This window comes from Occultella aeris, assembly GCF_902703175.1.
Lineage (GTDB): Bacteria > Actinomycetota > Actinomycetes > Actinomycetales > Beutenbergiaceae > Occultella > Occultella aeris.
This window is the reverse complement of record NZ_CACRYJ010000044.1, coordinates 1-24,417: the sequence shown is the minus strand read 5'-3', so window position 1 is coordinate 24,417 and position 24,417 is coordinate 1. Positions and strand designations below refer to the sequence as shown.

Genomic DNA, 24,417 nt, shown 5'->3' with positions numbered 1-24,417 from the left:
CCGGGCAGGATGGCCCCATGGCGACGCCGGCGGGTTCGGACGGTCGCGTCTGGGTCGCGGCCCTGGCCGGCTCGGACGTGCTGACCAGCCCGGCGCCGGACGGTTCCCCGAGCCTGCCGAGTGTCCAGGGCCGGTGGCTCTCCGCGTCGGAGTTGCGGGCAGCGACCGGCATCCCGGCGGCGCTGCCGATCGCCCCGGCCCGGCTCGTCGGCGAGCACGCCGTGGTGCACGTGCTCGACGTCACCGAGCCGATCTCGTGGCCCGCCGAGCACCGCGTCGCCTTCTCCGGGATCGACCGGCTCGCCGTCCCCGCCGAGGTGCGCGCCGCCGTCGAGCTCGGGGTCGCCGAAAGGCGCGCAGCCGTACCGACCCCGGCCCTGCGCCCGGACTGGTACCGGGCCGGCTGGCTCGACGAGGCGACGGCGTGGGTCGACCGGCAGGTCAGCGCCCTCGGGCTGCGCCGCGAGGGACCGGGCGAACCGATCAAGGTCTGGTGCCTGTCCGCCGTCGTCCGGTTCGACTGCCGGGGCGACGGCGGTGCGAACCGTCCGCTGTACCTCAAGGCCGCGTGTGACTGGTTCCGCGCCGAGCCGGCGATCACCGTCGCGATCGGCGCGCTGGCGCCCGCGCACGTGCCGACTGTGCGCGCCGCGGACGCCGCCCGCGGCTGGCTCCTGCTCGACCCGCTGCCCGGTGCCGGCACCGACGCTCCGGTCGAACCCGACACCGCCGGCCTCGCGCTGCCGACGGCGAGGGCGATGGCCGACCTGCAGCTCCGCTCGCTCGAGCACGTCGAGGCGCTCAAGCGCGCGGGCTGTCCCGATCGCGGCACCGAACCGACCCTGGCGGCCTTCGCCGACGTCCTCGCGGGGAGCGTCGAACTGCCGCTGCTGAGCGCTGCCGAACGCGCGGGCCTGTCCCAGCTCGGGCGGCGCGTCGAGCGGCACCTGCGGGACCTGGCCAGCTGCGGCATCCCGGACACGCTCACCCACGGAGACCTGCATCTCGGCAACGTCGCGGCGGACGCCGACCGTCTGGTCATCTACGACTGGACCGACGCGGCGATCGCGCACCCGTTCCTCGATGCCGCACTGCTCGCACGAAGCCATCGGGAGGAGGACCCGGCGGCAGGCGACGCCGTCCTCGCCGAGTTCGCCGCGCCCTGGCGCGCCCACTCGCCGGGAGCGGATGTCGACCGTGCCCTGGCGCTCGCGCCGGTCGCGAACCTCGTCCACCAGTGCAACTCCTACGAGGGGATCGCCCGGTCCCTCGAACCGGACGCACGCTGGGAGCTGGCCGGGGTGGTCGCTGCGAACCTGCGGCAGTTGCTCGAGCAACTGACGTAGCCCGGTCGGGTCGCGGAGCACACGATCGAGGTCTCGAGGCCGGAGGTTTCACCCGGGACTGCCATGGCTTCGATCATTCGATCGGTGTCTGCTCGGAACTGCTCGCGACGATCGGAGTCCGTACGGCTCGAGCGCGGCGATCTCCTCGCAAGACACGACGTCGGTGTGGCACCGGGCGGAGTTCGGCGACCACTGCTCCGTGCCGCGCAGCGTGCTGATTCGTCGTGACCGTGCAGGGCAACGGATGGCAACCACCGAACAACTCCCGGCAACGGCCCGGCAACGCCTGGCAACTGCTGCAGAGGGGTTGCCGTGCCCTGTCTCAATGGGAGCCATACCACCGACACCCATGGCCGCCGGAACGACCCGGCGGCGGCAGAGAGGCAGATCATGAGTGTGCTCGACGAAACGAAGGTTGCCGGCCCCGCGGCGACGGCCACGCCCGGCGAGGTCGCCGCGGCAGCCGTGACCGGTCCGGCCACCAGCGAGGTCCCGGACACCGAGGGCCGTGGCAAGGCCGTCGGCGCACTCGCCGTGGCGAGCGCGATCGACAACTCCGAGAACTCGTTGATCAACACCTTCTTCCCGCTGATCCGGGACGCCTTCGGGCTGTCCCTCGGCGCGCTCGGCGTCCTGGCCAGCCTGTCCAGGTTCGCCCGGATGGTCTTCGGCCCGGCCTGGGCCCTCGCGGCCGACCGGTTCGGCCGCAAGAAGGTCCTGTTCATCGTCACCGGCGGCTGGGGCCTGTGGACCGCGGCCGCCGGGCTCGCGCCGAATTTCACCTGGCTCGTCATCCTGTACGGGATCGGTGTGATCGGCACCGTGGCCTCCGAACCGATCGTGAACGGTCTCCTCGGCGACATGTTCGATGACAGGACCCGAGGCCGCGCGTTCGGCACGGTTCGATCGGTCGGCTCCCTGCTCGGGATGGTGCTCGGCCCGGCGATCGCCCTGTTCGCGAACGATCCGAACGGGTGGCGCTATGGCATGTTCACCATGGGCGGCCTGAGCGTGCTGTCCGGCGTGCTGATCCTGCTGTTCGTGAAGGAGCCGAAGCGCCGTACCTCGATCTCCGACGACCCGGACGTGGGCCGCTTCAAGATCTCCGACGCGGCGAAGCTGTTCAAGATCCCCACGATCGGCCTGCTGGCCGGCATGCTCCCGCTGGTCACCTCGCTCGTCCTGTTCTCCTTCTTCGTGACCTACATGGTGGACGTGCGCGGCTGGGACATCCCCGGCGCGGCGATCCTGTGGTCGGTGTTCGCGGCCGGCATGGCAGTATCCGCCTTCGTCGGTGGACTCCTCGGTGACCTGTTCGTCCGTAGGTTCGGGGCCAAGGGCCGGATCATCCTCATGCAGCTGTACCTGGTCGCGATGGCCGGCATGTCCTACGTGGCGCTCCAGATGGACTGGGGCAAGGGGGTCGCCGTGTACGCGGTGATCTTCAGCTTCGGTCTCATCGCCTCGGTCGGCTTCTCCGCCTGCGTGCTCCCGATGGTCTCCACCGTCGCTCCGAAGCAGCTCTCCGCCACCGCGTTCGCCGTGCTGTTCTCGCTGATCCAGGGCGCCATCAGCGCCCTGATGACCCTCGCCATGGGCTTCCTGTCCGACGTCCTCGGGCTGCAGCAGGTGATGCTCTACCTGGTCACGATCCCGTACCTGATCAACGCCGGCTACTGGTTCCTGTTCTACCGCGTGTACCCCAAGGACGCGGCCAAGCAGGCCGAGCGCACCGCCGCGATCGAGGCGGGCACGTTCTGAGGAGGACGCCGACGCCGCACCGGATCCCTCGCCGAACGGCAGAGCGTGGAACGGCGGGGGATCCTCAGCGTCTGCGGGTGCCGAAGATCGACCGGGTGATCTCACGGCCCAGCACCGAGCCCGCGCTGCGCAGGAACGAGTCGAGTCCGGCGCGGCTGCTGCGGGCGGACGCGGCCTGCTGCTTCTGCGCCTCCCGCTGCGACCGCTCGGCCTCCTTCGCTGCGTCCCGGCGCAGCTTCTCCTGCATCTTCTCCAGGTCCGCCTGCTCCTTGGTCCGAGCCTTCTCCGCCTGCTTCTCGCTCTCCGCCCGGGCCTTCGCCTCGGCCTCCGCCCGTGCCGCGGCCTCGGCGGCGGCCCGGTCGGAGTCGATCCGCCGGGTCAGCATCTCGTAGGCGGACTCATTGTCGACGGCGGTGCCGTACTTCGCGTTCGACGGCGACGCGGTCACCATCGCGGTGAGCGTCGCCTCGGGTGCGGGGTCCATCGAGGCCTGCGGTGCCCGCAGCCGGGTCCACGCCACCGGCGTCGGTGCTCCCTTCTCGGTGAGGACCGTGACGACGGCCTCGCCGGTGCCGAGGGAGGTCAGCAGTTCCTCGAGGTCGTAGCCGGACTTCGGGAACGTGCGCACGGTGGCCCGCAGCGCTGTCTGGTCGTCCGGGGTGAACGCCCGCAGGGCATGCTGCACGCGGTTGCCGAGCTGCGCCAGCACGTCGGCCGGCACGTCCTTCGGCGTCTGGGTGACGAAGAAGATCCCGACGCCCTTCGACCGGATCAGCCGCACCGTCTGGACCACCTGCGTGAGGAAGTCCTTGGACGCGCCGTTGAACAGCAGGTGCGCCTCGTCGAAGAAGAACACGAGCTTGGGCTTGTCCGCGTCACCGACCTCCGGCAGGTCCGTGAACAGGTCCGCGAGCAGCCACATCAGGAACGTGGAGAACAGGGCCGGCCGGTCCTGCACGGACGGCAGTTCCAGGGCGGAGATCACGCCGCGACCGTCCGGCGCGAGCCGGATCAGGTCGGAGGTGATGAACGCCGGCTCACCGAAGAACACGTCCGCGCCCTGCGCCTGCAGCGCGACGATCTCCCGCAGGATCACCCCGGCCGTCGCCGTCGAGATCCCGCCGATGCCCTTCAGCTCGCTCTTGCCGTCGTCCGACGCGAGGTAGGCGATGGTGGACTGCAGGTCCTTGAGGTCGAGCAGCGCCAAGCCCTGGGAGTCGGCCCAGTGGAAGATCAGGCCGAGCGAGGATTCCTGGGTGTCGTTCAGCCCGAGGACCTTGGCCAGCAGCAGCGGCCCGAAGTCGGTCACGGTGGTCCGGATCGGCACGCCGTGGCCCATCCCGCCGAGTGAGTAGAACTCCACCGGGTAGGAGGCACTGTGCCAGTCCTGGCCGAGGCTGGTGGTGCGCGCGAGGAGTTTCTCGTTGCCCTCGCCGGGCACGGCGAGGCCGGACAGGTCGCCCTTGATGTCGGCGAGGAACACCGCCACCCCGGCCTCCGAAAGGCCCTCCGCCATACCCTGCAGGGTCCGCGTCTTGCCGGTGCCGGTGGCGCCGGCGACGAGCCCATGCCGGTTCATCATCGACAGCGGGAGGCCGATCTGGGCTCCGACGATCGCCGCGTCGTCCTCGACCAGCGCGCCCAGGGGCAGCATGCCACCCTCGAACCGGTAGCCGGCCACGATGGCGGCTGCGGCCTCGGACAGGTCACTGCCCGACGGCGGGGCCGTGGGTTCGGCGGGCTCGGTCGCCACTGCGGGCGCTGCCTCGGGTGCCGGTGCGGGCGCTGCGTCGGGCACCGGTTCCGCCGCGCCACCTCGCGACCGGGACGATGCAGCCTCGGCAGCCTCGGCAGCCTCGGCAGCCTCGAGGGCGGCCCGTGCGGCTGCCGCGCGGGCCTCGGCGGCCTCTGCCTCTGCCTGGGCGGCCGCGGCCCGGAGGGCAGCCAGGTCCGGTGTCGCGTTGTCGCTCATGGGAACACAGACTAGGGCGCACCCCGCGGCGCCGACACCGCTCCCGCTGTCCGCTCGGCGTCCACGGTCCACAGCCCCGCACGCGATGCCGGATCCTCCCCAGGGCGCCGGGCCGGCCACGTGTCCCGGTCGGGCCGCAGCTAGCGTCGCAGGTGTGGAGCGTCGAGGAACCGAGCCGCGAGACCGGCTACGGCGCGTGCTTCGGGTGGCCTACGCCGTGCCGGACCCAGTGCCCGCCGATCGACCGGCTCGCACCGCCGCGCCGGGGGCGGGCTGGCCCGAGGGTCTGGCGGATCCCTGGGCCGCGGATCCTGCCGGGACCGGCGGTGGTGCGGCCGAGCCACGGCGTTCCGACGGCGCCCGTGAGCCACGGCGGTCCGAGGAGGCCGGTGAGCCACGGCGGCCCGACCAGGCCCGCGCGCCGCGGCGCCATGCCAACGGGTCCCGACGCCGGTGGGGGATGCGCGTGTCAATGGCTGCCCGGGTCGGGATCGCGGTGGTCGTTCTGGCCGTGATCGCCCTCGCCGTCGTCTGGCCCCGGGGTGAACCGGAGCAGGTGCCGCAGCCACCGCTGGCCACCCCCGGTACGCCGATGGTGACCGACGCGACGGGCCAGCCGGGTCGCCCCGAGCCCGGCCCGTCCGCATCGCCGATTGCATCCGAGCAGCCGACCGAGCAGGACTCGGCGGTGGTCGTCCACGTGGCCGGTTCCGTCCTGATCCCCGGCGTCTACGAACTCCCCGCGGGCTCCAGGGTCGACGACGCGCTCCTGGCCGCGGGCGGTCCCACCGCGGACGCCGATCTCGACGCCGTGAACCTGGCCGGGTGGCTGCAGGATGGGCAGCAGGTCTACGTCCCGGCCGTCGGCGAGACCGCGCCGCCCGCCACGGTCCCCGGTGCGCAGTCCGGCACCGGCACGGACGCGGGTGGGGACGCCGGCGGGCCGATCGACCTGAACACGGCGACCGCCGCGGACCTCGAGGAACTGCCCGGAATCGGACCTGCGCTCGCCCAGCGGATCCTCGACTGGCGCACCGAGAACGGCGGCTTCTCCAGCGTCGAACAGCTCGATGACGTCTCCGGGATCGGACCGGCGACGATGGATCGGCTGCGCGAGCTGGTGACGGTGTGAGGCCCCCGCTCGACCTGCGCCTGATGCCGGCCGCCGCGCTGGCCTGGGCCGGGAGCTGGCTCGTGCCGGTGGTGCCACCCGTGGGCGCGACCGCCCTGGTGCTCGGCCTGCTCCTGCTCACCGCCGTGTGCCTGCACCTGCTCGGGCGCCGGCACCGGGCACGGCACCGGTTCGCGCCCCGGGAACGGGTCCTGGCCGCCTTGGCCCTCGGCGCCCTGGTCGGTGCGGCGGTCATCGCGCTCGCGGCGCCCCGCGTCGCGGAACGTGCCGCGGCGGTGGCGCCGCTGGCCGGCGAGCGCGCCGTCGTCACGCTCGTGATCGGCGGGGAGGCCCAGGCGATCCCTGGCTGGTCGGGCGCGACGCTGCGGATTCCCGCCACGCTCGTCGCGGCCGACGTCTCCGGAACCACGCACCGGCTCTCGGTTCCGGTGCTGGTCATCGCTGGGGAGGGCTGGGACGACTTGCCCGTCGGCGGCCGGATCCGCACCGATGCCCGGCTCGGTGCCACCGACCCAGGGGACAGCGCGGCCCTGCTGGTGATCGCCGACGGTGCCGTGGAGACCGAGCGCGGTCCGCCCTGGTGGCAGGCCCGGGTGAGCGACCTGCGCGCAGGGCTCGTCGCAGCCAGCTCCGGCCTCGCCCCACAGGCGCGCGGTCTCGTGCCGGGCATCACCGTGGGTGACGTCCGGGCCCTCCCGGCGACCCTCGAGGAGGACCTGCGCACCGTCGCTCTCACCCACGTCACTGCGGTTTCCGGCGCGCACGTGGCGATCATCCTCGGCGCGGTGATGCTCGCCGTCTGGTGGGCACCGCGGTGGCTCCGGGTGGGCGTCGGAGCGGCGACGCTGATCGCGTTCGTTGCCCTCGTGTACCCGAGCGGCAGCGTCCTGCGGGCGGCCACCATGGGCTCGGTGATGCTCCTCGGCCTCGCGTTGCGGCGACCCCGGGCCGCGCTCCCGGCGCTCTGGGTGGCGATCCTCGCGCTCCTGGTCGCCGACCCGTGGATCTCGCGCTCCTACGGGTTCGTCCTGTCCGCCGTGGCCACCGCCGGGCTGTTGCTCGGAGCCGGCCCGATCGCGGGCGTGCTCGGCCGGTATCTGCCAAGGCCGCTCGCCCTGGGCGTCGCCGTCCCCCTGGCCGCCCAGGCGGCCTGCGCTCCGATCATCGTCCTGCTGCAGCCCGGGGTGGCCACGTATGCGGTCCCGGCGAACCTGCTGGCGGCGCCGGCGGTCCCGCCGGCCACCGTGCTCGGCGTGCTGGCCACCCTGATCGCGCCGGTGAGCCCGGACCTCGCCGCCGTGCTCGCGTCCTGGGCGGGCTGGTGCACCGCCTGGATCGCTGCCGTCGCAACCTCGACGGCGGCCCTTCCGTTGGCCACTGTGCCCTGGCCGGGCGGGGTTGGCGGTGCGCTCCTGCTCGCGGTGCTCACGGGCTCGGTGGTCATGGTGCTCGGCATGCTCGTCCAGCAGCTGCGCGGGCGGGCCACCCGGCGCCGATGAGCCCGGAGCCCGTGGACTCGGACGGGACGGTGCCGGTCCGTCGTCGGCGTTCGGTGGGTGTCCGGCCCTCGTGGCAGGCTGGGCCCGTGCCTCCCGCTCGTCGTCGCCCCAGTTCTGCATCCGGCCCCACCTGGCAGGACGTGCCCCTGGCCCCCGTGGTGCTCGTGCGCGGCCAGGAGACGGTCCTGGCCGACCGTGCCGTCGCTCGCGTCGCGGCGCTCGTGCGCGAGTACGGAGGCGATTACGAGCAGACCGTCCTGGAGGCCGCCACCTACGAGCGCGGCCAGCTCGAGACCATCGCCAGCCCGTCACTGTTCGGGGAGCACCGGCACATCGTCGTGAACGGCGTCGAGGCGATGTCCGATGCGTTCCTCGACGACGCCCTCACGTTCGTCGGCACGGCCGGCGTCGAGGTCACCGATGTCACGCTGGTGCTGCGTCACGAGAAGGGCGTGCGCGGCAAGAAGCTGTTGGATGCGATCGCCAAGGCCGGCTACCCGGTGGTCACCTGCGAGGTGATCAAGCGGGACGCGGACAAGGTCGCGTTCGCGGCCGCGGAGTTCCGGACCGCGGGGCGCAAAGCCACGAACACGGCCGTCCAGGCCCTCGTCGAGGCGCTCGGCTCCGACCTGCGCGAGCTGGCATCCGCCTGCCAGCAGCTCATCGCGGACACGACCACGACGATCACCCCGGATGTGGTGCAGCAGTACTACGGCGGTCGCGTGGAGGCCACCGGGTTCCGCGTGGCCGACACGGCGATCGCCGGGCACAGCGCCGAGGCCGTCACCCTCCTAAGACACGCTCTGGAGACCGGGGTCGATCCGGTACCCCTGGTCGCGGCCCTGGCGGTCAAGCTCCGCACACTCGCCAAGGTCGCCGCGATGCGCGGCCGTGGCGGAGCCAGTGCCGCGGACCTCGGCCTCGCCCCGTGGCAGGTGGACCGGGCCCGCCGGGAACTGAGCGGCTGGACCCCCGAGGGTCTCGCCACGGCGATCACGGCCGTGGCCGACGCCGACGCCGAGGTCAAGGGTGAGGGCCGGGACGCGGAGTTCTCCGTCGAGCGAGCCGTCCTGCGCGTGGCGGCGGCCCGCGGGCACTGACTTTCGTAACCGAACCACCCGAGAGTGCTGAAGTGGCTGCCGGGACAGCACCGTCGGCTGCGGCGAGCGGCGCGGTGGGTCGGCGCTCGGACGCTGACCTGCCTACGATGCGGCAATGTTTCCGTCCGGACTGTCCATGTTGTGGGAACGCGACCATGCACCCGATGCCCTGCAGGCCCGCTTCGGCTTCACCGACGTCGACGAGGCGACCGGCTGGCTGACGGGCGTCCTTCGCCGGGGGTGGGGCCTGCCCGTCGTGGACTGCGAACGCGTCCTGATCAGCGACCACAACGCGATCGCGTGGGTTCGCACCGACGCGAGCCGGCTGGTGGTCAAGGTCGGCTCGAAAGCGTCCGCCTTCGAGCGTCTCGCCGCGATCGCCGACGTCCTCGCCGAGCTCGACGCGGCCGGGTTACCCGTGGCCGCGCCGCTGCGGTCGATCGGTGGCGCGCGACGCGTCGTGGACCACACCGACCGGCCGCTGTCGGTGGTGGTGCAGCCGCTGGTCGAGGGCGACCTACTCGACACCGCCGACGCCGTGGCCGTGCGAGCTGCCGGGGCTGCGCTCGCGCACCTGCACGAAGCCGCCGCCGACCTGCCCACGGCAGGGGTCATGACCAACCGGGGCGTTCCGGAGCCCGACCTGCGCCGCCGGCTGCTGACCGGGATCGACGCAGCCGGGTCCGAACGGGCGCCGCGTGCCTGCGCACGGCTGGCTGAGCTGCTCGTGGAGCTTCCCGACATCGACACCCCGCCACGCCTCATCCACAGCGACTACCGCGGCACGAACATCCTGATGTCCGGCCGACGTGTCGTCGCGATCCTGGACTTCGACGAGATGACCGTGGACCACCGCGTCTACGACGTGGCGCGCGCCGTCGTCAACCTGGCCACCCGGTTCCGGAGCTGGCGCCCCACGACTCCCGAAGCGCGGACACAGTTCCTGGCCGGCTACCGCTCCCGCGGCATGCTCACCGAGCGCGAGGAGGGGTGGCTCGAGGCCTTCATCCTCTGGATGGGCGTGGGTTCAGTGCCACCCGGAGACGACCCGGACGGGTGGGCGGCCGCCGTGGAGCACGGCCTCTGAGCACGGTCGCCACGACGTGGCCAGCGCCCGGACCGCGATCCGCGGCGACGCATGGTCAACCACGGCTGACGCGGCAGCCCCGGCCGGTCGACCGAGACTCCGATCCGCCACCTGCTCGTCACCTTCCGGCCGTGGCGTCTTGGGACGATCGTCACCCGTGCCGTGGACCGTGGAAGTCGTGAGAGTCGCAGTGGTCACGGAGTCCTTCCTGCCGAGCGTCAACGGCGTCACGACCAGCGTCCTACGGGTGCTGGATCATCTGGCCACTCGCGGCCATCAGGCCGTGGTCGTCTGTCCCGGCCCCGCACCCTCCAGCTATGCCGGGTTCCAGGTTCGCGAGTGCGCGGGCGTGGACTTCCAGGGATTCCGGGCGGCAGTGCCGAACCGACGTCTGGTCAAGGCCGTCATCGACCTGGCCCCGGACGTACTGCACGCCGCGGCCCCGTTCGGGATCGGCGCCCAGGCGCTCACCCTGGCCAAGCGCCAGGGGATCCCGAGCGTCGCCGTGTTCCAGACCGACGTGGCCGGCTACACCCGCCGATACGGGCTGTCGCTGACCGCGCCGGCCGCATGGCGGTGGCTTCGCCGGGTGCACAACACGGCCGACCTGACGCTCGCGCCGTCGAGTGACACGCTTGCCGACCTGGCTGCGGCCGGGGTCGAGCGCACCCGGTGGTGGGGGCGTGGCGTGGATGCGCGCACCTACCACCCGAACCGACGCAACCTCGCCGAGGTCAGGGCGCTGCGCGCCCGGCTCGCGCCGCAGGGCCAGGTGCTCGTCGGCTATGTGGGCCGGCTGGCCCCGGAGAAGCAGGTGGAACGACTGGCCGCCGCCGCCCGGACGCCCGGTGTCCGGCTCGTGCTCGTCGGCGACGGGCCGAGTCGTCCGCTGGTCGAGCGCGCGCTCGCCGGCACCGATGCGCTGCTGCTCGGCCGCCTCGACGGCGCCGAGCTCGCGAACGCGTACGCCGCGATGGACGTGTTCGTGCACGCCGGCACCCAGGAGACCTTCGGGCAGACCCTGCAGGAGGCGGCGGCCGCGGGCCTGCCCGTCGTGGCGCCCGCGAGCGGGGGCCCGAAGGACATCGTCAAGCACGGCCACACCGGCTTCCTGGTACGGCCGGACGACGATCGCGCGATCGCCGACGCCGTCGCCCGCCTCGCCGCCGATCCCGGCCTGCGAGCCCGGATGGGCGAGGCCGGCCGACGCGACGTGCTACCGCGGTCCTGGACGGCGCTGGGCGACGCGCTGCTCGGACACTACGAGGACGTCATCCACGCCCGCGCGCTGCAGCCCGCCTGACCGGGACGCCCACGTCGAGCGCCGCGCACGATCGGCGTGCCGTTCGCGGCACCGGCCCAACGACTAACGGCGCCACACCCGGAAGGGGAGCGGCGCCGTCGGCGTCTTCGCCCGCATTGCGGGCGGTGCGACTCAGAGAGCCGCGACCTGCTTCGCCAGGGACGACTTGCGGTTCGCGGCCTGGTTCTGGTGGATGACACCCTTGCTGACGGCCTTGTCGAGCTTGCGGGAGGCGTTCTTCAGCGCGTCGCCGGCCGCCTCCTTGTCGCCTGCGTCGACGGCCTCACGAACTCGACGCACGTGCGTCTTGAGCTCGGACTTCACGGCCTTGTTGCGAAGGCGCGCCTTCTCGTTGGTGCCGATCCGCTTGATCTGGGACTTGATGTTTGCCACGTGGACTCTCTTGTGTATTCGCTCGCGCGATCTGACGTCGGTGAGGGCTCTGGCCTGACCGGGACTGAGGCGTGGGGATACCTGCGACGGTCAGAGGTGAATCGCATGCCGTGGGTGGCCGCAGACTCAACGAGCAAGTTTACACGGAAATGGCTGATCAGCGGCCATGGAGAACGTGGAGCGCGTCACTCACCTGGTCGTACGTGCGCCGATCGACCGCAGCTCCCTCGCGCCGCACGGCATCCGCGGGCAGGTACAGCACCCGGTCCAGGCGCACCTCGGACGGGCGATCCTGGGAGTCCCAGCCGCCCGAACCGATGTCCAGCCAGCGCCGGCCCCACCGGGCCTCGTCCTCGGCATCCCGGTCGTGGTCCTTCGACGTCAGCTGGAGGCCGAGGAAGCCCTTGTTGTGCCGGGCCATGATCAGGACCGGCCGGTCCTTGCCCCGGCCGTCGTTCTCGTCGTAGGGCACCCAGGCCCAGACGACCTCGCCGGGATCGGCATCGCCGTCCTCGCTGGGGGAGTAGGTCAGCGGTGGTAGGCCCCGGCCGGTCTCGAACTCACGGGTCGTCCGCGGGTGCTCGGACCGCTGGTCGCCACCGCCGGACGAGGGCCGTCCGGTGCCGGAGCCCGACGATCCCGGGCCACCCGAGACCGGCTCGGACTGCCCACCTGAGGGGCGGGAGCCGGAGTTCCGGCCGGTGGAGCGGAGCAGGTCACGGGCGACGGTCCCGGCCACCCGGAGGACGCGATCGAGCAGGCTCATGGTCGGTGAGCCTAACGTCCGGCCGGGAATGAGGGCTCGGGTGGAGAGGGTCAGGCACGCAGCAGCAGGGCCTCGCCCTGGCCACCTCCGCCACAGAGCCCGACGGCGGCCCGTCCGCCGCCTCGACGAGCCAACTCGTGGGCGGCGTGCACCACCAGTCGCGCGCCGGAGGAGCCGATCGGGTGCCCGAGGGCGATCGCCCCGCCGTGGATGTTCACCCGCCCGGGATCGACGCCGAGCTCGGCCTGCGAACGGCACACGACGGCCGCGAACGCCTCGTTGATCTCCACCAGGTCGAGGTCGCCGACAGTCCACCCGGCCCGGGTCAGTGCCGCGTCGATCGCGCGGGCCGGCTGGGAGTGCAGCGAGTTGTCCGGGCCGGCCACCTGACCGGCCGCGTCGACGGCAGCGAGCACGGGTGCGCCGCGGCGCTGCGCCTCGGCGCGGGAGGTCAGCACCACGGCGGCGGCGCCGTCGGAGAGCTGCGAGGAGTTGCCGGCGGTGATGGTGCCGTCCGGGGCGAACGCCGGCCGGAGTCCGGCCAGGGTCTCCTCGGTGGTGTCCGGGCGTACGCCCTCGTCCTCGGCCACGAGCACGTCCCCCTTGCGAGAGCGCACGGTGACCGGGGCGATCTCGGCGGCGAGCACGCCGTCGGCCCGGGCCGCCGCGGCGAGCCGGTGCGAGCGCGCCGCAACGGCGTCCTGCTCGGCCCTGGTGAGCGCGAGCGCGGCGTTGCCGCGCTCGGTGAGCGCGCCCATGGCGTCCCCGTCGACGGCGTCCCTGAGGCCGTCGTAGGCGAGGTGGTCCAGGGCGGTCCGGTCCCCGTACACCCAGCCGGCGCGCGTTCCGGTGAGCAGGTGCGGCGCCTGCGACATCGACTCCATCCCGCCGGCGACGGCCACCGCTGCCTCGCCGGTGCGGATCAGCCGAGCCGCGTCGATCACGGCGGTGAGCCCGGACAGGCAGACCTTGTTCAGGGCGATGGCGTGCGCACCCGGTGCGATGCCGGCCGCGAGGGCAGCCTGGCGGGCCGGGTTCTGACCGGCGCCGGCCTGCAGCACCTGGCCGAGCACCACCACCTCGACGTCCGCGCCCGGGATGCCGGCCGCGGCCAGGGCCGCGGCGATGGCGTGCGCGCCGAGCGCGGTGCCGGGCAGGCTCGCGAGGCCGCCGTTGATCCGGCCGTACGGGGTGCGCGCCGCACCCACGATGACGACGTCGTCGGTGGAGATGGACATCTTCGGCTCCTTCGCTGGTACCTGGCTTCCATTGTCACCCCATGGCCCGGGAGGCCTATCGTGAGTTCTGGCAGGTGCACCCGGCAGCCGCGGTGCGAAGCGACGTCATCGGGGACCACGTGGGCTACGACCTCTCGGCAGCGAACCCGAGCTGCACCCCGGCACGACCGGCCCTGACCGCTACGGAGGCGACGGCATGAACGGACTGGACAAGGTGGTGCCCGACCCGGCCGAAGCGGTGGCGGACATCGGCGACCATGCCTCGCTCGCCGTCGGCGGCTTCGGCCTGAGCGGCAACCCGATGGTGCTGATCGAGGCACTGCTGGCCCAGGGCGCGAGCGGGCTGTCGGTCGTCTCGAACAACTGCGGCGTCGACGACTGGGGCCTTGGCCTCCTGCTCGGCGCCGGGCGGCTGGCCAAGATGACCTCCTCCTACGTGGGGGAGAACAAGGAGTTCGAACGGCAGTTCCTCTCCGGTGAGCTCGAGGTGGAGCTCACGCCGCAGGGCACGCTCGCCGAGAAGCTGCGCGCCGGGGGCTCCGGGATCGCCGCGTTCTTCACCCAGACCGGGGTCGGCACCCAGGTGGCCGAGGGCGGTCTGCCGCGCAGGTACCACCCCGACGGCACCGTGGCGGTCGCGTCGCCGGTCAAGGAGACCCGCACGTTCGACGGCGCCGAATATGTCCTCGAGGACGCGATCCGCACCGACTTCGCGCTCGTGCACGCCCTGCGCGGGGACCGCACCGGGAACCTCGTGTTCAACAAGAGCGCACGCAACTTCAACCCTCTCGCGGCCATGGCCGGCCGGGTCTGCATCGCGCAGGTCGAGGAGCTGGTCGAGCCCGGCGAGCTGGACCCCGACCAGGTCCACCTGCCCGGGGTGTTCGTGCACCGCGTGGTGGAAGTGGGCACGGACATCGAGAAGCGCATCGAGCGTCGGACGACCCGGATGGAGGTCTGAGGCATGGCACTGACCCGGCAGGAGATGGCCGCGCGCGCCGCGCAGGAACTGCCCGACGGCGCGTACGTGAACCTGGGCATCGGGTTGCCGACCCTGGTTCCGAACTACGTCCCGGCGGGCCGCACCGTGGTGCTGCAGTCCGAGAACGGGATCCTCGGCGTCGGTCCCTACCCGCTCGAGCAGGACGTGGACCCGGACCTGATCAACGCCGGCAAGGAGACCGTGACGCTGCTTCCGGGCGCGTCGTTCTTCGACTCCGCGACGAGCTTCGCGATGATCCGCGGCGGCAAGATCGACGCCGCGATCCTCGGCGCCATGCAGGTCTCCGCGGCCGGGGACCTCGCGAACTGGATGATCCCGGGCAAGATGGTCAAGGGCCCCGGCGGCGCGATGGACCTCGTGCACGGGGCGAAGCGCCTGATCATCCTGATGGAGCACACCGCCAAGGACGGCAGCCCGAAGATCGTGAACGAGTGCAGCCTGCCGCTGACCGGCCGGAGCGTCGTGGACCGGATCATCACCGACCTGGGGGTCATCGACGTCACGCCCGAGGGTCTGGTGCTGGTGGAGGTCTCGCCAGGGGTCAGGGTGGACGAGGTGGTCGCCGCGACCGAGCCGCCGGTGCGGGTGGCGCTCGCGGACTGAGCCGTCCGGGCACGCGCCCGAAGAGCATGCTCACGCCCGGTTGAGCTCGACCGCCTCGCGGACCAGGTCGACGAACGCGCTCGGATCGATCCGGTCGCCTTCGCGGAGGTCGATCGCCCGACGCGTGCCGGCGTCGAGGCTCGCGTTGAAGAGGGAGCCGGGATCGGCAAGCGCTGCGCCCCTGGCGAAGGTGAGCTTCACCTTGTCCTTGTACGTCTCGACGGTGCAGATGAGCCCCGAGCAGGAGAACGTCGGCACGCCGGCCGGGTTCGACGGCTTCACCCATTTCGCCTCCTCCTCGACGTCCGGCTCGGCCTCGAGGATGAGGGCACGGACCTCCTCGACGGTGTCCGATCGCCAGTCAGTAGCCATACGACGGACTGTACTCGGGCGCCTTCGCACCCGGTCCGCCCAGGCGGCGCCGCGACCGGGCCTTCGTCGCGGGCCGCCCGGGCGCGCGTCGACACGCGCCAGACACATCCACCGGGTAGTTTCCGCACATGGCCGACCTGTTCGAGGGATACCCCGCCGGCGTCGCGTGGGACGAGATGATCGAGAGCGGCGCCGTCCGCGCGCCGTACCGGCACGTGCACCGAACGGTAGGCACGCTCAATGCCGACGAGCTGCGGCTTCGCGCGGACGCCCTGGCGCGCTCCTACCTGGCGCAGGGCGTCACGTTCGACGTCGGCGGGGAGGAGCGGCCGTTCCCGCTGGACTCGGTGCCGCGGGTCATCGACGCCGCCGAGTGGGACCTGCTCGCACCGGGCGTCGCGCAGCGGGTGCGGGCCCTCGAGGCGCTGCTGGAGGACGTCTACGGCGGTCAGCGCGCGATCACCGACGGGGTGCTGCCCCGCTCCCTGATCGTCTCCTCGGCGAACTTCGTGCGCGCCGCCCGGGGGATCAACCCGCCGAACGGGGTGCGGGTGCACGTGGCCGGCATCGACGTGATCCGGGACAGCGCCGGCGGCTGGCGTGTCCTCGAGGACAACGTGCGGGTGCCCAGCGGCGTGAGCTACGTGCTCTCGAACCGGCGGGCGATGGCCCAGTCGTTCCCGGAACTGTTCTCCACGATGCGGATCCGGCCGGTCGCGGACTACCCGCGCCGGCTGCTCGCCGCCCTCAGCGCGGCGGCGCCGCCCGGCGTCGACGAACCCGTCGTGGTCGTGCTGACCCCGGGCGTCTACAACAGCGCCTACTTCGAGCACTCGCTGCTGGCCCGCCTGATGGGTGTGGAACTCGTCGAGGGCCGGGACCTGATCTGCTCGGGCGGCAAGGTCTACATGCGCACCACCGAGGGCCGGCGCCGGGTGGACGTGATCTACCGGCGCGTCGACGACGACTTCGTCGACCCGGTGGTGTTCCGCCCCGACTCGCTGCTCGGCTGCCCGGGCCTGATCGGCGCGGCCCGCGCCGGCGCGGTGACGATCGCGAACGCCGTCGGCAACGGCGTCGCCGACGACAAGCTCGTCTACACCTACGTCCCGGACCTGATCCGCTACTACCTCGGCGAGGAGCCGATCCTGAAGAACGTGGACACCTGGCGGCTGGAGGAGCCGGACGCACTCACGGAGGTGCTGGACCGGCTCGACGAGCTCGTCGTCAAGCCCGTGGACGGCTCCGGTGGCAAGGGCATCATCATCGGCCCCGCGGCGAGCCGGAACGAGCTCGACGAGGCCCGGGTCCGCCTGGCCGCGGACCCGCGTGGCTGGATCGCGCAGCCGGTGGTGCAGCTGTCCACGGTGCCGACCCTCGCGGGCGACTCGCTGCGGCCCCGGCACGTGGACCTGCGGCCGTTCGCGGTCAACGACGGCGAACAGGTCTGGGTGCTGCCCGGCGGGCTGACCAGGGTCGCGCTCGCCGAGGGCCAGCTGGTCGTGAACTCCTCCCAGGGTGGTGGGTCCAAGGACACCTGGGTGCTCGGCGCGGAGCGCAGGTCTCCTGAGCTGCATCCGCACCACGGGGCGACGGCGGCGCCCGGCTCGGGCGCTCATCCGCACCCGGTCCAGGGGGTCCGTCTGGACTTCAACCCCAACGACGACGGCACACTGAGCGAACAGACACAACAGCAGCAACAGGCCGATTCGGATGAGCCCACCGCGCCCGAGCCGGACGGAGCGCTCGCATGCTGAGCCGGATCGCCGAGTCCCTGTTCTGGATCGGCCGGTACGTGGAGCGGGCCGATGACACCGCCCGGATCCTGGACGCGCACCTGCAACACCAGTTGGAGGACCCGTGGATGGAGGAGGACCAGGCCTGTCGCTCGCTGCTCGGTGTGATGGGGGCCGCGGCGCCGCCGCCCGGGGTGGAGGTCACCCGGCAGACGGTCCTGCAGACCCTCGCCTACGACCGGACCTCGCCCGGGGCGATCGCCGGAGCGCTCGCGGCGGCCCGGGAGAACGCCCGCCGTGCCCGGGAGACGCTCTCCTCGGAGATGTGGGAGTGCCTGAACACGACTCGGAACTCGCTGCCGGGCCAGATCAGTGCCTCGACCCCGCACGACTTCTTCGCCTGGGTGCGCGAGCGCGCCGCGATCGTGGCCGGCCTGGTGCAGTCCTCGACCCGGAGGGACGGCACGCAGCACTTCCTGCTCCTCGGGCGGGCGCTGGAGCGGGCGGACATGACCGCCCGGCTGATCGCGTCCCGGGCCGTGTCCGGGGCGAACGGCCCCGGCTGGACCACGATGCTGCGCTCGTGCGGCGCCCACGAGGCGTTCCTGCGCACCTACCGGGGCCGCGACTCTGACACCCTCGCCGCGGAGTTCCTGCTCATGGACCGGCTGTTCCCGCGGTCGGTGCTGTTCTCCCTCGAGGAGGCGGAGACGTGCCTGACCCGCCTGGAGCCGGCGGACCCGCGCGGACACTACCCGGGTGACGCGCGCATGATCATCGGCCGGATCCGGTCCGGGATCGAGTACCAGCCGCTGCTGACACTGCTGGGCAACCTGGCCCCGGAGATGACCCGGCTCCAGCAGGGCTGCTCCGAGGCCAGCGACGCGATCCGGTTGCGGTACTTTCCCTCGGGCGCCACCGACGACTGGATCGGAGGCCGGATGTGAGCCGGCTGCACATCGTCCACACGACGCACTACACCTACGCCCGGACCGTCTCGGCGTCCTACAACGAGGCCAGGATGCGCCCGGCCAACCTGCCCGGTCAGACCGTCCTCGAGTCCCGCCTGACCGCCACCCCGAGCACCTTCAGCACCGAGTACCGGGACTACTGGGGCGCGACCGTGACGGCGTTCGAGACGCTGACCGCGCACGACGAGCTGGTCGTCGTCTCCGAGTCCCGGGTGGACGTGTCGCCGGTGCTGCTAGGCGGGGCCACGGCCGGCTGGGACACGCTGCGCGCCCCCGACCTGGTCGACCGGATGTCGGAGTTCCTCGCCGTCACCACGGCCACGGAACCGGACGAGGAGTTGCGTGAGCTCGCTCGGGCGCACGCCGACGGCGCGACACCGCAGGACGCGGCCCTCGCCGTCTGCGGGGCGTTGCGGGAGGCCGTGGAGTACGTCCCCGGCGTGACCGGGGTGCACACCCGCGCCGTCGAGGCCTGGCAGGCGCGCAAGGGGGTGTGCCAGGACCTCGCCCACCTGGCCGCCGGCACCCTGCGCAGCGTCGGCATCCCGACCCGGTACGTGTCCGGCTACCTGCACCCGCGGACCACCTCCGCGGAGATCGGGGTGGCCGTGACGGGGGAGTCGCATGCCTGGATCGAGTATTGGTGCGGGGACTGGTTCGGCTACGACCCGACGAACCTGATCACGCCCGCGGGTCACCACGTGGTGGTGGGCCGCGGCCGGGAGTACGCCGACGTCACCCCGATCCGGGGCGTCTACGCCGGCGGTGGTACCTCGACCCAGCAGGTCGAGGTGCGCATCACGCAGGAGACCTGATCCCCCGCCGAGCGAGCGCACTTGCGCCGACCGAGACGGATGCGGGCTGTTCGGTCGCCCGGCACCGGCTCGCTCGACCCGGCGTCAGCGGGCGAGCAGCACCAACGCGAGGATGATCGCCATGAGCGAGGCGATCGGGATCGCCACGAACACCCCGAGCGCGGCGGCGAGCGTGACCCGCAGGTCGTCCTTGAGGTAGGGCGCAGCGACCGGCCCGCCGGCCGCGGCGAGCAGGGCGCGCTGCGCCTGGTCCACCCGCGCGAGGGCGCGCCCGATGATGCCGAGCCTGCCGACGCCGAGGATCTGGGTCAGGCGGGCGCCGGCGCCCTTGCCCGAGCCGGTCACGGCGGCCTCGGAGAACGCGTCGAACACGGCGTTGACGTCGTCCTCGCCGGCGCGCCCGTGCATGTCCTGCTCGACCCGCTCCACCAGGGCGTCACCGGTGCTCAGCCGTGCCCCGGGCTCGATCGAGACGACCCGGTGCTCACCGAGCGACGCCACGGCACGCAACCACCGCCGTCGCCGGACCGCCAGGACCACCACCGGCACGGCGAGCAGTGCGGGCAGGGCGAGCAGCGCCACCGATCCGGCGACGCCGGGGCCACCCGGCGAGGTGAGCAGCACCACGTCCAGGATCAGCGCGAGGGTGAGCGCCGCCGTCGCCACGATGATCAGGAACCTGCTCGGGCCGCCGAGCAGCCGGCCCGTGAAGGCGGCCAGGTTCCCCATCGAGTCGCCGAGTGAACTCATATCCACGATTGTGCCGCAAGTCCCGCGATTCTCGGCCCGGACCTCCGGCGTGGGACGATGGGACCAGTCCCGTCCAGCAGTTCCCCAACCATCAGACGTCGAGGTTCCCTGCCGTGCCACCCATCGCCACCCCGGCCGCAAACGCCCGCATCCAGCCGGCGTCCACGCCACCGGAGTTGCTGCGCAACTTCTGCATCATCGCGCACATCGACCACGGCAAGTCGACGCTGGCGGACCGGATGCTCCAGCTGACCGGCGTCGTCGACGCACGGTCCATGCGCGCCCAGTACCTGGACCGGATGGACATCGAGCGCGAGCGTGGCATCACGATCAAGTCCCAGGCCGTGCGGATGCCGTGGCAGGTGGGTGAGACCGCCTTCGCGCTGAACATGATCGACACCCCCGGGCACGTCGACTTCACCTACGAGGTGTCCCGGTCCCTGGCCGCGTGCGAGGGCGCCGTGCTGCTCGTGGACGCCGCGCAGGGCATCGAGGCGCAGACCCTCGCGAACCTCTACCTCGCCATGGAGAACGACCTCGCGATCATCCCGGTCCTGAACAAGATCGACCTGCCCGCCGCGCAGCCGGAGAAGTTCGCCGAGGAGCTCGCGACGCTGATCGGCGGGGAGCCCGAGGACTGCCTGCAGGTCTCCGGAAAGACCGGCGTCGGCGTCGAGACGCTCCTGGACGCGATCGTGGCACAGGTGCCGCCGCCCGTCGGAGACCCGGACGCACCGGCCCGGGCGATGATCTTCGACTCCGTCTACGACACCTACCGCGGCGTGGTCACCTACGTGCGGGTGGTCGACGGTCAGCTGTCCCCGCGCGAGCGGATCCGGATGCTGTCCACGAACGCGACCCACGAGCTCCTCGAGATCGGCGTGAGCTCGCCCGAGCCGCACCCCACCCAGGGGCTCGGCGTCGGCGAGGTGGGCTACCTGATCACCGGGGTGAAGGACGTGCGCCAGTCCCGGGTCGGTGACACGGTCACGAACGCGGCCAAGCCGGCGACCGAGTCCCTCGGTGGCTACCGGGACCCGCAGCCGATGGTGTACTCGGGCCTGTACCCGATCGATGGCTCCGACTACCCGGTGCTGCGCGACGCCCTCGACAAGCTCAAGCTCAACGATGCCGCCCTGGCGTACGAGCCGGAGACCTCCGTGGCGCTCGGGTTCGGGTTCCGGATCGGGTTCCTCGGGCTGCTGCACCTGGAGATCGTGCGTGAGCGGCTTGAGCGCGAGTTCAACCTCGACCTGATCTCCACCGCCCCGAACGTGATCTACCAGGTCACCATGGAGGACGGCACCGAGGTGACCGTCCGCAACCCGAGCGAGTTCCCGACCGGCAAGGTCAAGACCGTCACCGAGCCGATCGTCAAGGCCACGCTGCTCGCCCCGAGCGAGTTCGTGGGCACGATCATGGAACTCGCCCAGGGGCGTCGCGGCACCCTCCAGGGTATGGACTACCTCTCCGAGGAGCGCGTCGAGCTGCGCTACATCCTCCCCCTCGGGGAGATCATCTTCGACTTCTTCGACCAGCTGAAGTCCCGCACCCGCGGGTACGCCTCCCTGAACTACGAGATCAGCGGCGAACAGGACGCGGACCTGGTCAAGGTCGACATCCTGCTCCAGGGCGAGCAGGTGGACGCGTTCTCCGCGATCGTGCACCGGGAGAAGGCCTACGCCTACGGCGTGATGATGACCGGCAAGCTCAAGGAGCTGATCCCTCGGCAGCAGTTCGAGGTGCCGATCCAGGCGGCCATCGGCGCCCGGATCATCGCCCGCGAGACCATCCGCGCGATGCGCAAGGACGTCCTCGCCAAGTGCTACGGCGGTGACATCTCCCGTAAGCGCAAGCTCCTGGAGAAGCAGAAGGAGGGCAAGAAGCGGATGAAGAACATCGGCCGGGTGGAGGTCCCGCAGGAGGCGTTCGTGGCCGCGCTGTCCTCGGAGCCACCGTCGGGCAAGTGAGCGCGGGGCCGCTGCCCGGCTCGGTCGTCGACGGCTCGGCAGAGCGTGACTTCGGGGTGTATCTGCACGTGCCCTTCTGCTCGGTGCGGTGCGGGTACTGCGACTTCAACACCTACACCGCCACCGAGCTCGGCGGCGGCGCGTCGCAGGCGAACTACGCCACGACGGCGATCGGCGAGATCGAGCTGGCCGCGTCGGCCATGCGGGAGGTCGGCCTGCCGCAGCGGAACGTCTCGACCGTGTTTCTGGGTGGCGGGACGCCCACCCTGCTGCCCGCAGCCGACCTGACCAGGCTGCTGGACGCCGTCGGGCAGGCCTGGGGACTGACCGACGATGCCGAGGTGACCACCGAGGCCAACCCGGACTCGGTCACAGCCGCGGACCTGGCGGAACTGGCCGGGGCCGGGTTCACCCGGGTGTCCTTCGGGATGCAGTCCGCGGTGCCGTCCGTGCTGCACACCCTCGAGCGCACCCACGACCCGCGGCGGATCCCGGACGTGGTCACCTGGGCGCGGGACGCCGGGCTGCGAGTCTCGCTCGACCTGATCTACGGCACGCCGGGGGAGACCCTCGACCACTGGCGCACCAGCCTGGACACGGTGCTGGCGCTCGAACCGGACCACGTCTCCGCGTACGCCCTGACCGTGGAGCCGGGCACGAAGATGGGCGCCCAGGTGCGTCGCGGGCTGTTGCCGATGCCGGATCCGGACGACGAGGCGACCAAGTACGAGATCGCCGCCGCAGCCCTCGCCGACGCCGGCTACGACTGGTACGAGATCTCGAACTTCGCCCGCACCCCCGCCGACCGGTGCCGCCACAACATCGCGTACTGGCGCTCGCACGACTGGTGGGGCGTCGGGCCCGGGGCGCACTCGCACCTGGGCGGGCACCGGTGGTGGAACGTCAAGCACCCCCGCCCCTACGCGGAGCAGGTCGACGCCGGGCGGTTGCCCGTCGCCGAGAGCGAGACGCTCACGCAGGGCCAGCGTGAGGACGAGCGGATCCTCCTCGGCGTGCGCCTGGCCGACGGGCTCGACGTCGGCGCCGACCTCCGGGGCAGGCTGCCGACCCTGGTCGGGGACGGCCTGATCGAGGCCGAGCCCGCCGCCGCAGGGCGGGCCGTGCTGACGCTGCGTGGGCGCCTGCTCGCGGACACCGTGGTGCGTGCGCTGACCGTCTGAGGCCCGCTCTCGTGTGAGGAAATTCGGGAGAAACCGGGCATGCCTTGTGCACGAGCGGGCCAGAAGTCGCTACGGTTACGCCGTCATCCGTTTTTCTCATCCCAGGCAGGGAGAACCATGAGTCAGCTTCCCCCCGACCCGAACAACCCGAACGGGCATGGCGGCGTGCCCCCCGTTCCGCCTCCTCCCGGTCAGGGTCAGCCGGGTCAGGGTCAGCCCGGCCCGGGCTACGGCCAGGGTCAGCCTGGACCGAACCAGGGTCAGCCCGGCCAGCAGCCGCCGAACTACGGCCAGGGCCAGCCCGGTCAGAACCCGGCTCAGCCCCCCGGCCAGCAGCCGCCGAACTACGGCCAGGCACCGCAGCCCCCGGGCGCGTACCCGAGCCCGCAGCAGGGTGGCTTTCCGCAGGCACCGCCGCCCGGCCCGGACCAGTACGGCCAGTACGGCGCTCCCGGCGCCGGCTACGGTGGCCCGCCGCAGGGCCAGGCGTTCGGCGGCGACCCGTACGCCCAGCAGATGCAGCAGCGTCCGTTTGCAGTGGGTGACGCGGTCGGCTACGGCTGGAAGTCGGTGACCGGCAACCTCGGTGGCTGGCTGCTGCTCATGCTGATCTTTCTCGTCGTCTCGATACTGGTCAGTTTGCTCAACCCGACCACCCGCGTCCTGACCGACGGTGGCTTCAACTACTCCACCTACACTGCCGGATTCACGGTGCTGGGCCTCATTTCCTCGGTCCTTAGCCTGCTCGTGAGCGCCTTCATCAGCGGAATGCTCTACACCGGAGGGCTGCTGGAGACCGCGGGACGTAAGCCGTCGGTGAGTGACTTCTTCTCGGTGAACAACTTCCAGAACGTCGCGATCTTCGCGCTCGCCTTTGGGGTGGTGGGCGGTCTCATCTATGGCCTGCTGCCTGCGCTGGGGATCCTGGTGACCATCGGGATGTTCCTGCTCGGGTTCACGTACCCGTTCCTCATCGAGCGGAACCTGGCCTGGCTCGACGGCGTGAAGGCTTCCGTGCAGCTGGTTACGCAGAACCTCGGCAACAACCTGCTGCTCGCGCTCGCGATCATCGGTATCAACATCCTCGGCGCGATCCCCTGCGGGCTCGGTCTGTTCATCACGGTCCCGATGTCCTATGTCGCGATCACGTACGCCTACAAGACGCAGACGAACCAGCCGGTCGCCCCGAAGTGACCGGGTTCGACCCTCGTAGTCGCAGGATTCGCTGACACCGAGGGCCCGCGCACCGCACCAGCGGTACGCGGGCCCTCGCGTCGCACCCGCAAGTTCGTCCGGCCCCAATCGGTCGGCCCAGAGGACCAGCCGAACGTAACGTTGCAACGTTTCAAATTACGTTTGGAACGATTGAAGATTGCGTTCGGCGGAGCGAGGGCCTGGGGCGGGGCGAGGGCCGAGGCG

General features: G+C 71.9%; 22 protein-coding genes. 16 read left to right on the top strand and 6 right to left on the bottom strand.

What is annotated here, in order from left to right:
* Positions 1-17: 17 nt before the first annotated feature.
* On the top strand, positions 18-1,346 hold the full coding sequence (locus tag HALOF300_RS14555) for a phosphotransferase family protein (protein ID WP_156741657.1): 1,329 nt from the start codon (positions 18-20) through the stop codon (positions 1,344-1,346).
* Positions 1,347-1,736: 390 nt separating this feature from the next.
* Positions 1,737-3,107: an MFS transporter gene (locus HALOF300_RS14550; protein ID WP_156741656.1), complete on the top strand. Its 1,371-nt coding sequence runs from the start codon at positions 1,737-1,739 to the stop codon at positions 3,105-3,107.
* 64 nt (positions 3,108-3,171) lie between these two features.
* Here HALOF300_RS14550 and HALOF300_RS14545 read toward each other — a convergent pair whose 3' ends face one another.
* Positions 3,172-5,079 carry a helicase HerA-like domain-containing protein gene (locus HALOF300_RS14545; RefSeq protein ID WP_156741655.1) on the bottom strand — a complete coding sequence of 636 codons (1,908 nt, stop codon included), beginning with the start codon at positions 5,077-5,079 and terminating at the stop codon, positions 3,172-3,174.
* 472 nt (positions 5,080-5,551) lie between these two features.
* Between HALOF300_RS14545 and HALOF300_RS27045 the strand changes: the two genes are divergently transcribed.
* The 5 genes from HALOF300_RS27045 to HALOF300_RS14520 all read left to right on the top strand — a co-directional run bounded on the left by HALOF300_RS27045 (position 5,552) and on the right by HALOF300_RS14520 (position 11,200).
* Entirely contained in the window at positions 5,552-6,211 is a 660-nt protein-coding gene (locus tag HALOF300_RS27045) for a helix-hairpin-helix domain-containing protein (RefSeq protein ID WP_197522569.1), read from the top strand.
* Entirely contained in the window at positions 6,208-7,710 is a 1,503-nt protein-coding gene (locus HALOF300_RS14535) for a ComEC/Rec2 family competence protein (RefSeq protein ID WP_156741653.1), read from the top strand. Before HALOF300_RS27045 ends, HALOF300_RS14535 begins: the two co-directional genes overlap by 4 nt.
* Before the next feature lie 146 nt (positions 7,711-7,856).
* A complete protein-coding gene (gene holA / locus HALOF300_RS14530; RefSeq protein ID WP_408636855.1) occupies positions 7,857-8,810 on the top strand; it encodes a DNA polymerase III subunit delta in 954 nt (317 codons plus the stop codon).
* A 115-nt stretch (positions 8,811-8,925) separates the two neighbouring features.
* The gene (locus HALOF300_RS14525) at positions 8,926-9,897 is read left to right on the top strand and encodes a phosphotransferase enzyme family protein (RefSeq protein ID WP_156741651.1); all 972 of its coding nucleotides are present in this window, start codon (positions 8,926-8,928) and stop codon (positions 9,895-9,897) included.
* A gap of 178 nt (positions 9,898-10,075) precedes the next feature.
* The gene (locus HALOF300_RS14520) at positions 10,076-11,200 is read left to right on the top strand and encodes a glycosyltransferase family 4 protein (RefSeq protein WP_156741650.1); all 1,125 of its coding nucleotides are present in this window, start codon (positions 10,076-10,078) and stop codon (positions 11,198-11,200) included.
* A 132-nt stretch (positions 11,201-11,332) separates the two neighbouring features.
* On the opposite strand, the gene rpsT is transcribed toward HALOF300_RS14520, so the two are convergent.
* The 3 genes from rpsT to HALOF300_RS14505 all read right to left on the bottom strand — a co-directional run bounded on the left by rpsT (position 11,333) and on the right by HALOF300_RS14505 (position 13,597).
* Complete coding sequence (gene rpsT / locus HALOF300_RS14515) at positions 11,333-11,593, bottom strand: 30S ribosomal protein S20 (protein WP_154794706.1); 261 nt, start codon at positions 11,591-11,593, stop codon at positions 11,333-11,335.
* A gap of 157 nt (positions 11,594-11,750) precedes the next feature.
* Positions 11,751-12,359 (bottom strand): type II toxin-antitoxin system PemK/MazF family toxin, encoded by a 609-nt coding sequence (locus HALOF300_RS14510; protein ID WP_197522568.1) that lies wholly within the window; start codon positions 12,357-12,359, stop codon positions 11,751-11,753.
* A 50-nt stretch (positions 12,360-12,409) separates the two neighbouring features.
* Positions 12,410-13,597 (bottom strand): acetyl-CoA C-acyltransferase, encoded by a 1,188-nt coding sequence (locus HALOF300_RS14505; RefSeq protein WP_197522567.1) that lies wholly within the window; start codon positions 13,595-13,597, stop codon positions 12,410-12,412.
* Between the two features lie 41 nt (positions 13,598-13,638).
* Here HALOF300_RS14505 and HALOF300_RS14500 point away from each other — a divergent pair, with 41 nt between their 5' ends.
* The 3 genes from HALOF300_RS14500 to HALOF300_RS14490 are packed head-to-tail and all read left to right on the top strand — an operon-like array spanning position 13,639 to position 15,203.
* Complete coding sequence (locus HALOF300_RS14500) at positions 13,639-13,797, top strand: hypothetical protein (protein WP_156741649.1); 159 nt, start codon at positions 13,639-13,641, stop codon at positions 13,795-13,797.
* Complete coding sequence (locus tag HALOF300_RS14495; protein WP_156741648.1) at positions 13,794-14,558, top strand: CoA transferase subunit A; 765 nt, start codon at positions 13,794-13,796, stop codon at positions 14,556-14,558. The genes HALOF300_RS14500 and HALOF300_RS14495 overlap by 4 nt, the downstream gene beginning before the upstream one ends.
* Before the next feature lie 3 nt (positions 14,559-14,561).
* Positions 14,562-15,203 carry a CoA transferase subunit B gene (locus HALOF300_RS14490; protein ID WP_197522566.1) on the top strand — a complete coding sequence of 214 codons (642 nt, stop codon included), beginning with the start codon at positions 14,562-14,564 and terminating at the stop codon, positions 15,201-15,203.
* A 30-nt stretch (positions 15,204-15,233) separates the two neighbouring features.
* Here the strand turns inward: HALOF300_RS14490 and HALOF300_RS14485 are convergent, their stop codons facing one another.
* The gene (locus HALOF300_RS14485; protein ID WP_156741647.1) at positions 15,234-15,575 is read right to left on the bottom strand and encodes a DUF1801 domain-containing protein; all 342 of its coding nucleotides are present in this window, start codon (positions 15,573-15,575) and stop codon (positions 15,234-15,236) included.
* A gap of 128 nt (positions 15,576-15,703) precedes the next feature.
* Between HALOF300_RS14485 and HALOF300_RS14480 the strand changes: the two genes are divergently transcribed.
* The 3 genes from HALOF300_RS14480 to HALOF300_RS14470 are packed head-to-tail and all read left to right on the top strand — an operon-like array spanning position 15,704 to position 19,097.
* Positions 15,704-17,332, top strand: a complete 1,629-nt coding sequence (locus tag HALOF300_RS14480) for a circularly permuted type 2 ATP-grasp protein (protein WP_156741646.1) — start codon at positions 15,704-15,706, stop codon at positions 17,330-17,332.
* Complete coding sequence (locus HALOF300_RS14475; protein ID WP_154794691.1) at positions 17,326-18,258, top strand: alpha-E domain-containing protein; 933 nt, start codon at positions 17,326-17,328, stop codon at positions 18,256-18,258. Before HALOF300_RS14480 ends, HALOF300_RS14475 begins: the two co-directional genes overlap by 7 nt.
* Complete coding sequence (locus HALOF300_RS14470) at positions 18,255-19,097, top strand: transglutaminase family protein (protein WP_156741645.1); 843 nt, start codon at positions 18,255-18,257, stop codon at positions 19,095-19,097. Before HALOF300_RS14475 ends, HALOF300_RS14470 begins: the two co-directional genes overlap by 4 nt.
* Before the next feature lie 84 nt (positions 19,098-19,181).
* Here the strand turns inward: HALOF300_RS14470 and HALOF300_RS14465 are convergent, their stop codons facing one another.
* The gene (locus HALOF300_RS14465) at positions 19,182-19,847 is read right to left on the bottom strand and encodes a hypothetical protein (RefSeq protein ID WP_156741644.1); all 666 of its coding nucleotides are present in this window, start codon (positions 19,845-19,847) and stop codon (positions 19,182-19,184) included.
* Positions 19,848-19,960: 113 nt separating this feature from the next.
* Between HALOF300_RS14465 and lepA the strand changes: the two genes are divergently transcribed.
* The 3 genes from lepA to HALOF300_RS14450 all read left to right on the top strand — a co-directional run bounded on the left by lepA (position 19,961) and on the right by HALOF300_RS14450 (position 24,192).
* Positions 19,961-21,817 (top strand): translation elongation factor 4, encoded by a 1,857-nt coding sequence (lepA, locus tag HALOF300_RS14460; protein ID WP_156741643.1) that lies wholly within the window; start codon positions 19,961-19,963, stop codon positions 21,815-21,817.
* Positions 21,814-22,998 (top strand): radical SAM family heme chaperone HemW, encoded by a 1,185-nt coding sequence (gene hemW, locus HALOF300_RS14455; protein ID WP_156741642.1) that lies wholly within the window; start codon positions 21,814-21,816, stop codon positions 22,996-22,998. The genes lepA and hemW overlap by 4 nt, the downstream gene beginning before the upstream one ends.
* A gap of 117 nt (positions 22,999-23,115) precedes the next feature.
* Positions 23,116-24,192 carry a DUF2189 domain-containing protein gene (locus HALOF300_RS14450; RefSeq protein ID WP_156741641.1) on the top strand — a complete coding sequence of 359 codons (1,077 nt, stop codon included), beginning with the start codon at positions 23,116-23,118 and terminating at the stop codon, positions 24,190-24,192.
* Positions 24,193-24,417: the final 225 nt, after the last annotated feature.

What these genes read in the sequence shown, in the direction of transcription:
- HALOF300_RS14450 (WP_156741641.1), top strand. Translation starts at nt 23,116, where the DNA reads ATGAGTCAGCTTCCCCCCGACCCGAACAACCCGAACGGGCATGGCGGC.
- HALOF300_RS14550 (WP_156741656.1), top strand. Translation starts at nt 1,737, where the DNA reads ATGAGTGTGCTCGACGAAACGAAGGTTGCCGGCCCCGCGGCGACGGCC.
- HALOF300_RS14485 (WP_156741647.1), bottom strand. Translation starts at nt 15,575, where the DNA reads ATGGCTACTGACTGGCGATCGGACACCGTCGAGGAGGTCCGTGCCCTC.
- HALOF300_RS14465 (WP_156741644.1), bottom strand. Translation starts at nt 19,847, where the DNA reads ATGAGTTCACTCGGCGACTCGATGGGGAACCTGGCCGCCTTCACGGGC.
- HALOF300_RS14480 (WP_156741646.1), top strand. Translation starts at nt 15,704, where the DNA reads ATGGCCGACCTGTTCGAGGGATACCCCGCCGGCGTCGCGTGGGACGAG.
- HALOF300_RS14475 (WP_154794691.1), top strand. Translation starts at nt 17,326, where the DNA reads ATGCTGAGCCGGATCGCCGAGTCCCTGTTCTGGATCGGCCGGTACGTG.
- HALOF300_RS14525 (WP_156741651.1), top strand. Translation starts at nt 8,926, where the DNA reads ATGTTTCCGTCCGGACTGTCCATGTTGTGGGAACGCGACCATGCACCC.
- HALOF300_RS14510 (WP_197522568.1), bottom strand. Translation starts at nt 12,359, where the DNA reads ATGAGCCTGCTCGATCGCGTCCTCCGGGTGGCCGGGACCGTCGCCCGT.
- HALOF300_RS14555 (WP_156741657.1), top strand. Translation starts at nt 18, where the DNA reads ATGGCGACGCCGGCGGGTTCGGACGGTCGCGTCTGGGTCGCGGCCCTG.
- HALOF300_RS14505 (WP_197522567.1), bottom strand. Translation starts at nt 13,597, where the DNA reads ATGTCCATCTCCACCGACGACGTCGTCATCGTGGGTGCGGCGCGCACC.
- HALOF300_RS27045 (WP_197522569.1), top strand. Translation starts at nt 5,552, where the DNA reads ATGGCTGCCCGGGTCGGGATCGCGGTGGTCGTTCTGGCCGTGATCGCC.
- HALOF300_RS14545 (WP_156741655.1), bottom strand. Translation starts at nt 5,079, where the DNA reads ATGAGCGACAACGCGACACCGGACCTGGCTGCCCTCCGGGCCGCGGCC.
- HALOF300_RS14490 (WP_197522566.1), top strand. Translation starts at nt 14,562, where the DNA reads ATGGCACTGACCCGGCAGGAGATGGCCGCGCGCGCCGCGCAGGAACTG.
- HALOF300_RS14500 (WP_156741649.1), top strand. Translation starts at nt 13,639, where the DNA reads ATGGCCCGGGAGGCCTATCGTGAGTTCTGGCAGGTGCACCCGGCAGCC.
- HALOF300_RS14495 (WP_156741648.1), top strand. Translation starts at nt 13,794, where the DNA reads ATGAACGGACTGGACAAGGTGGTGCCCGACCCGGCCGAAGCGGTGGCG.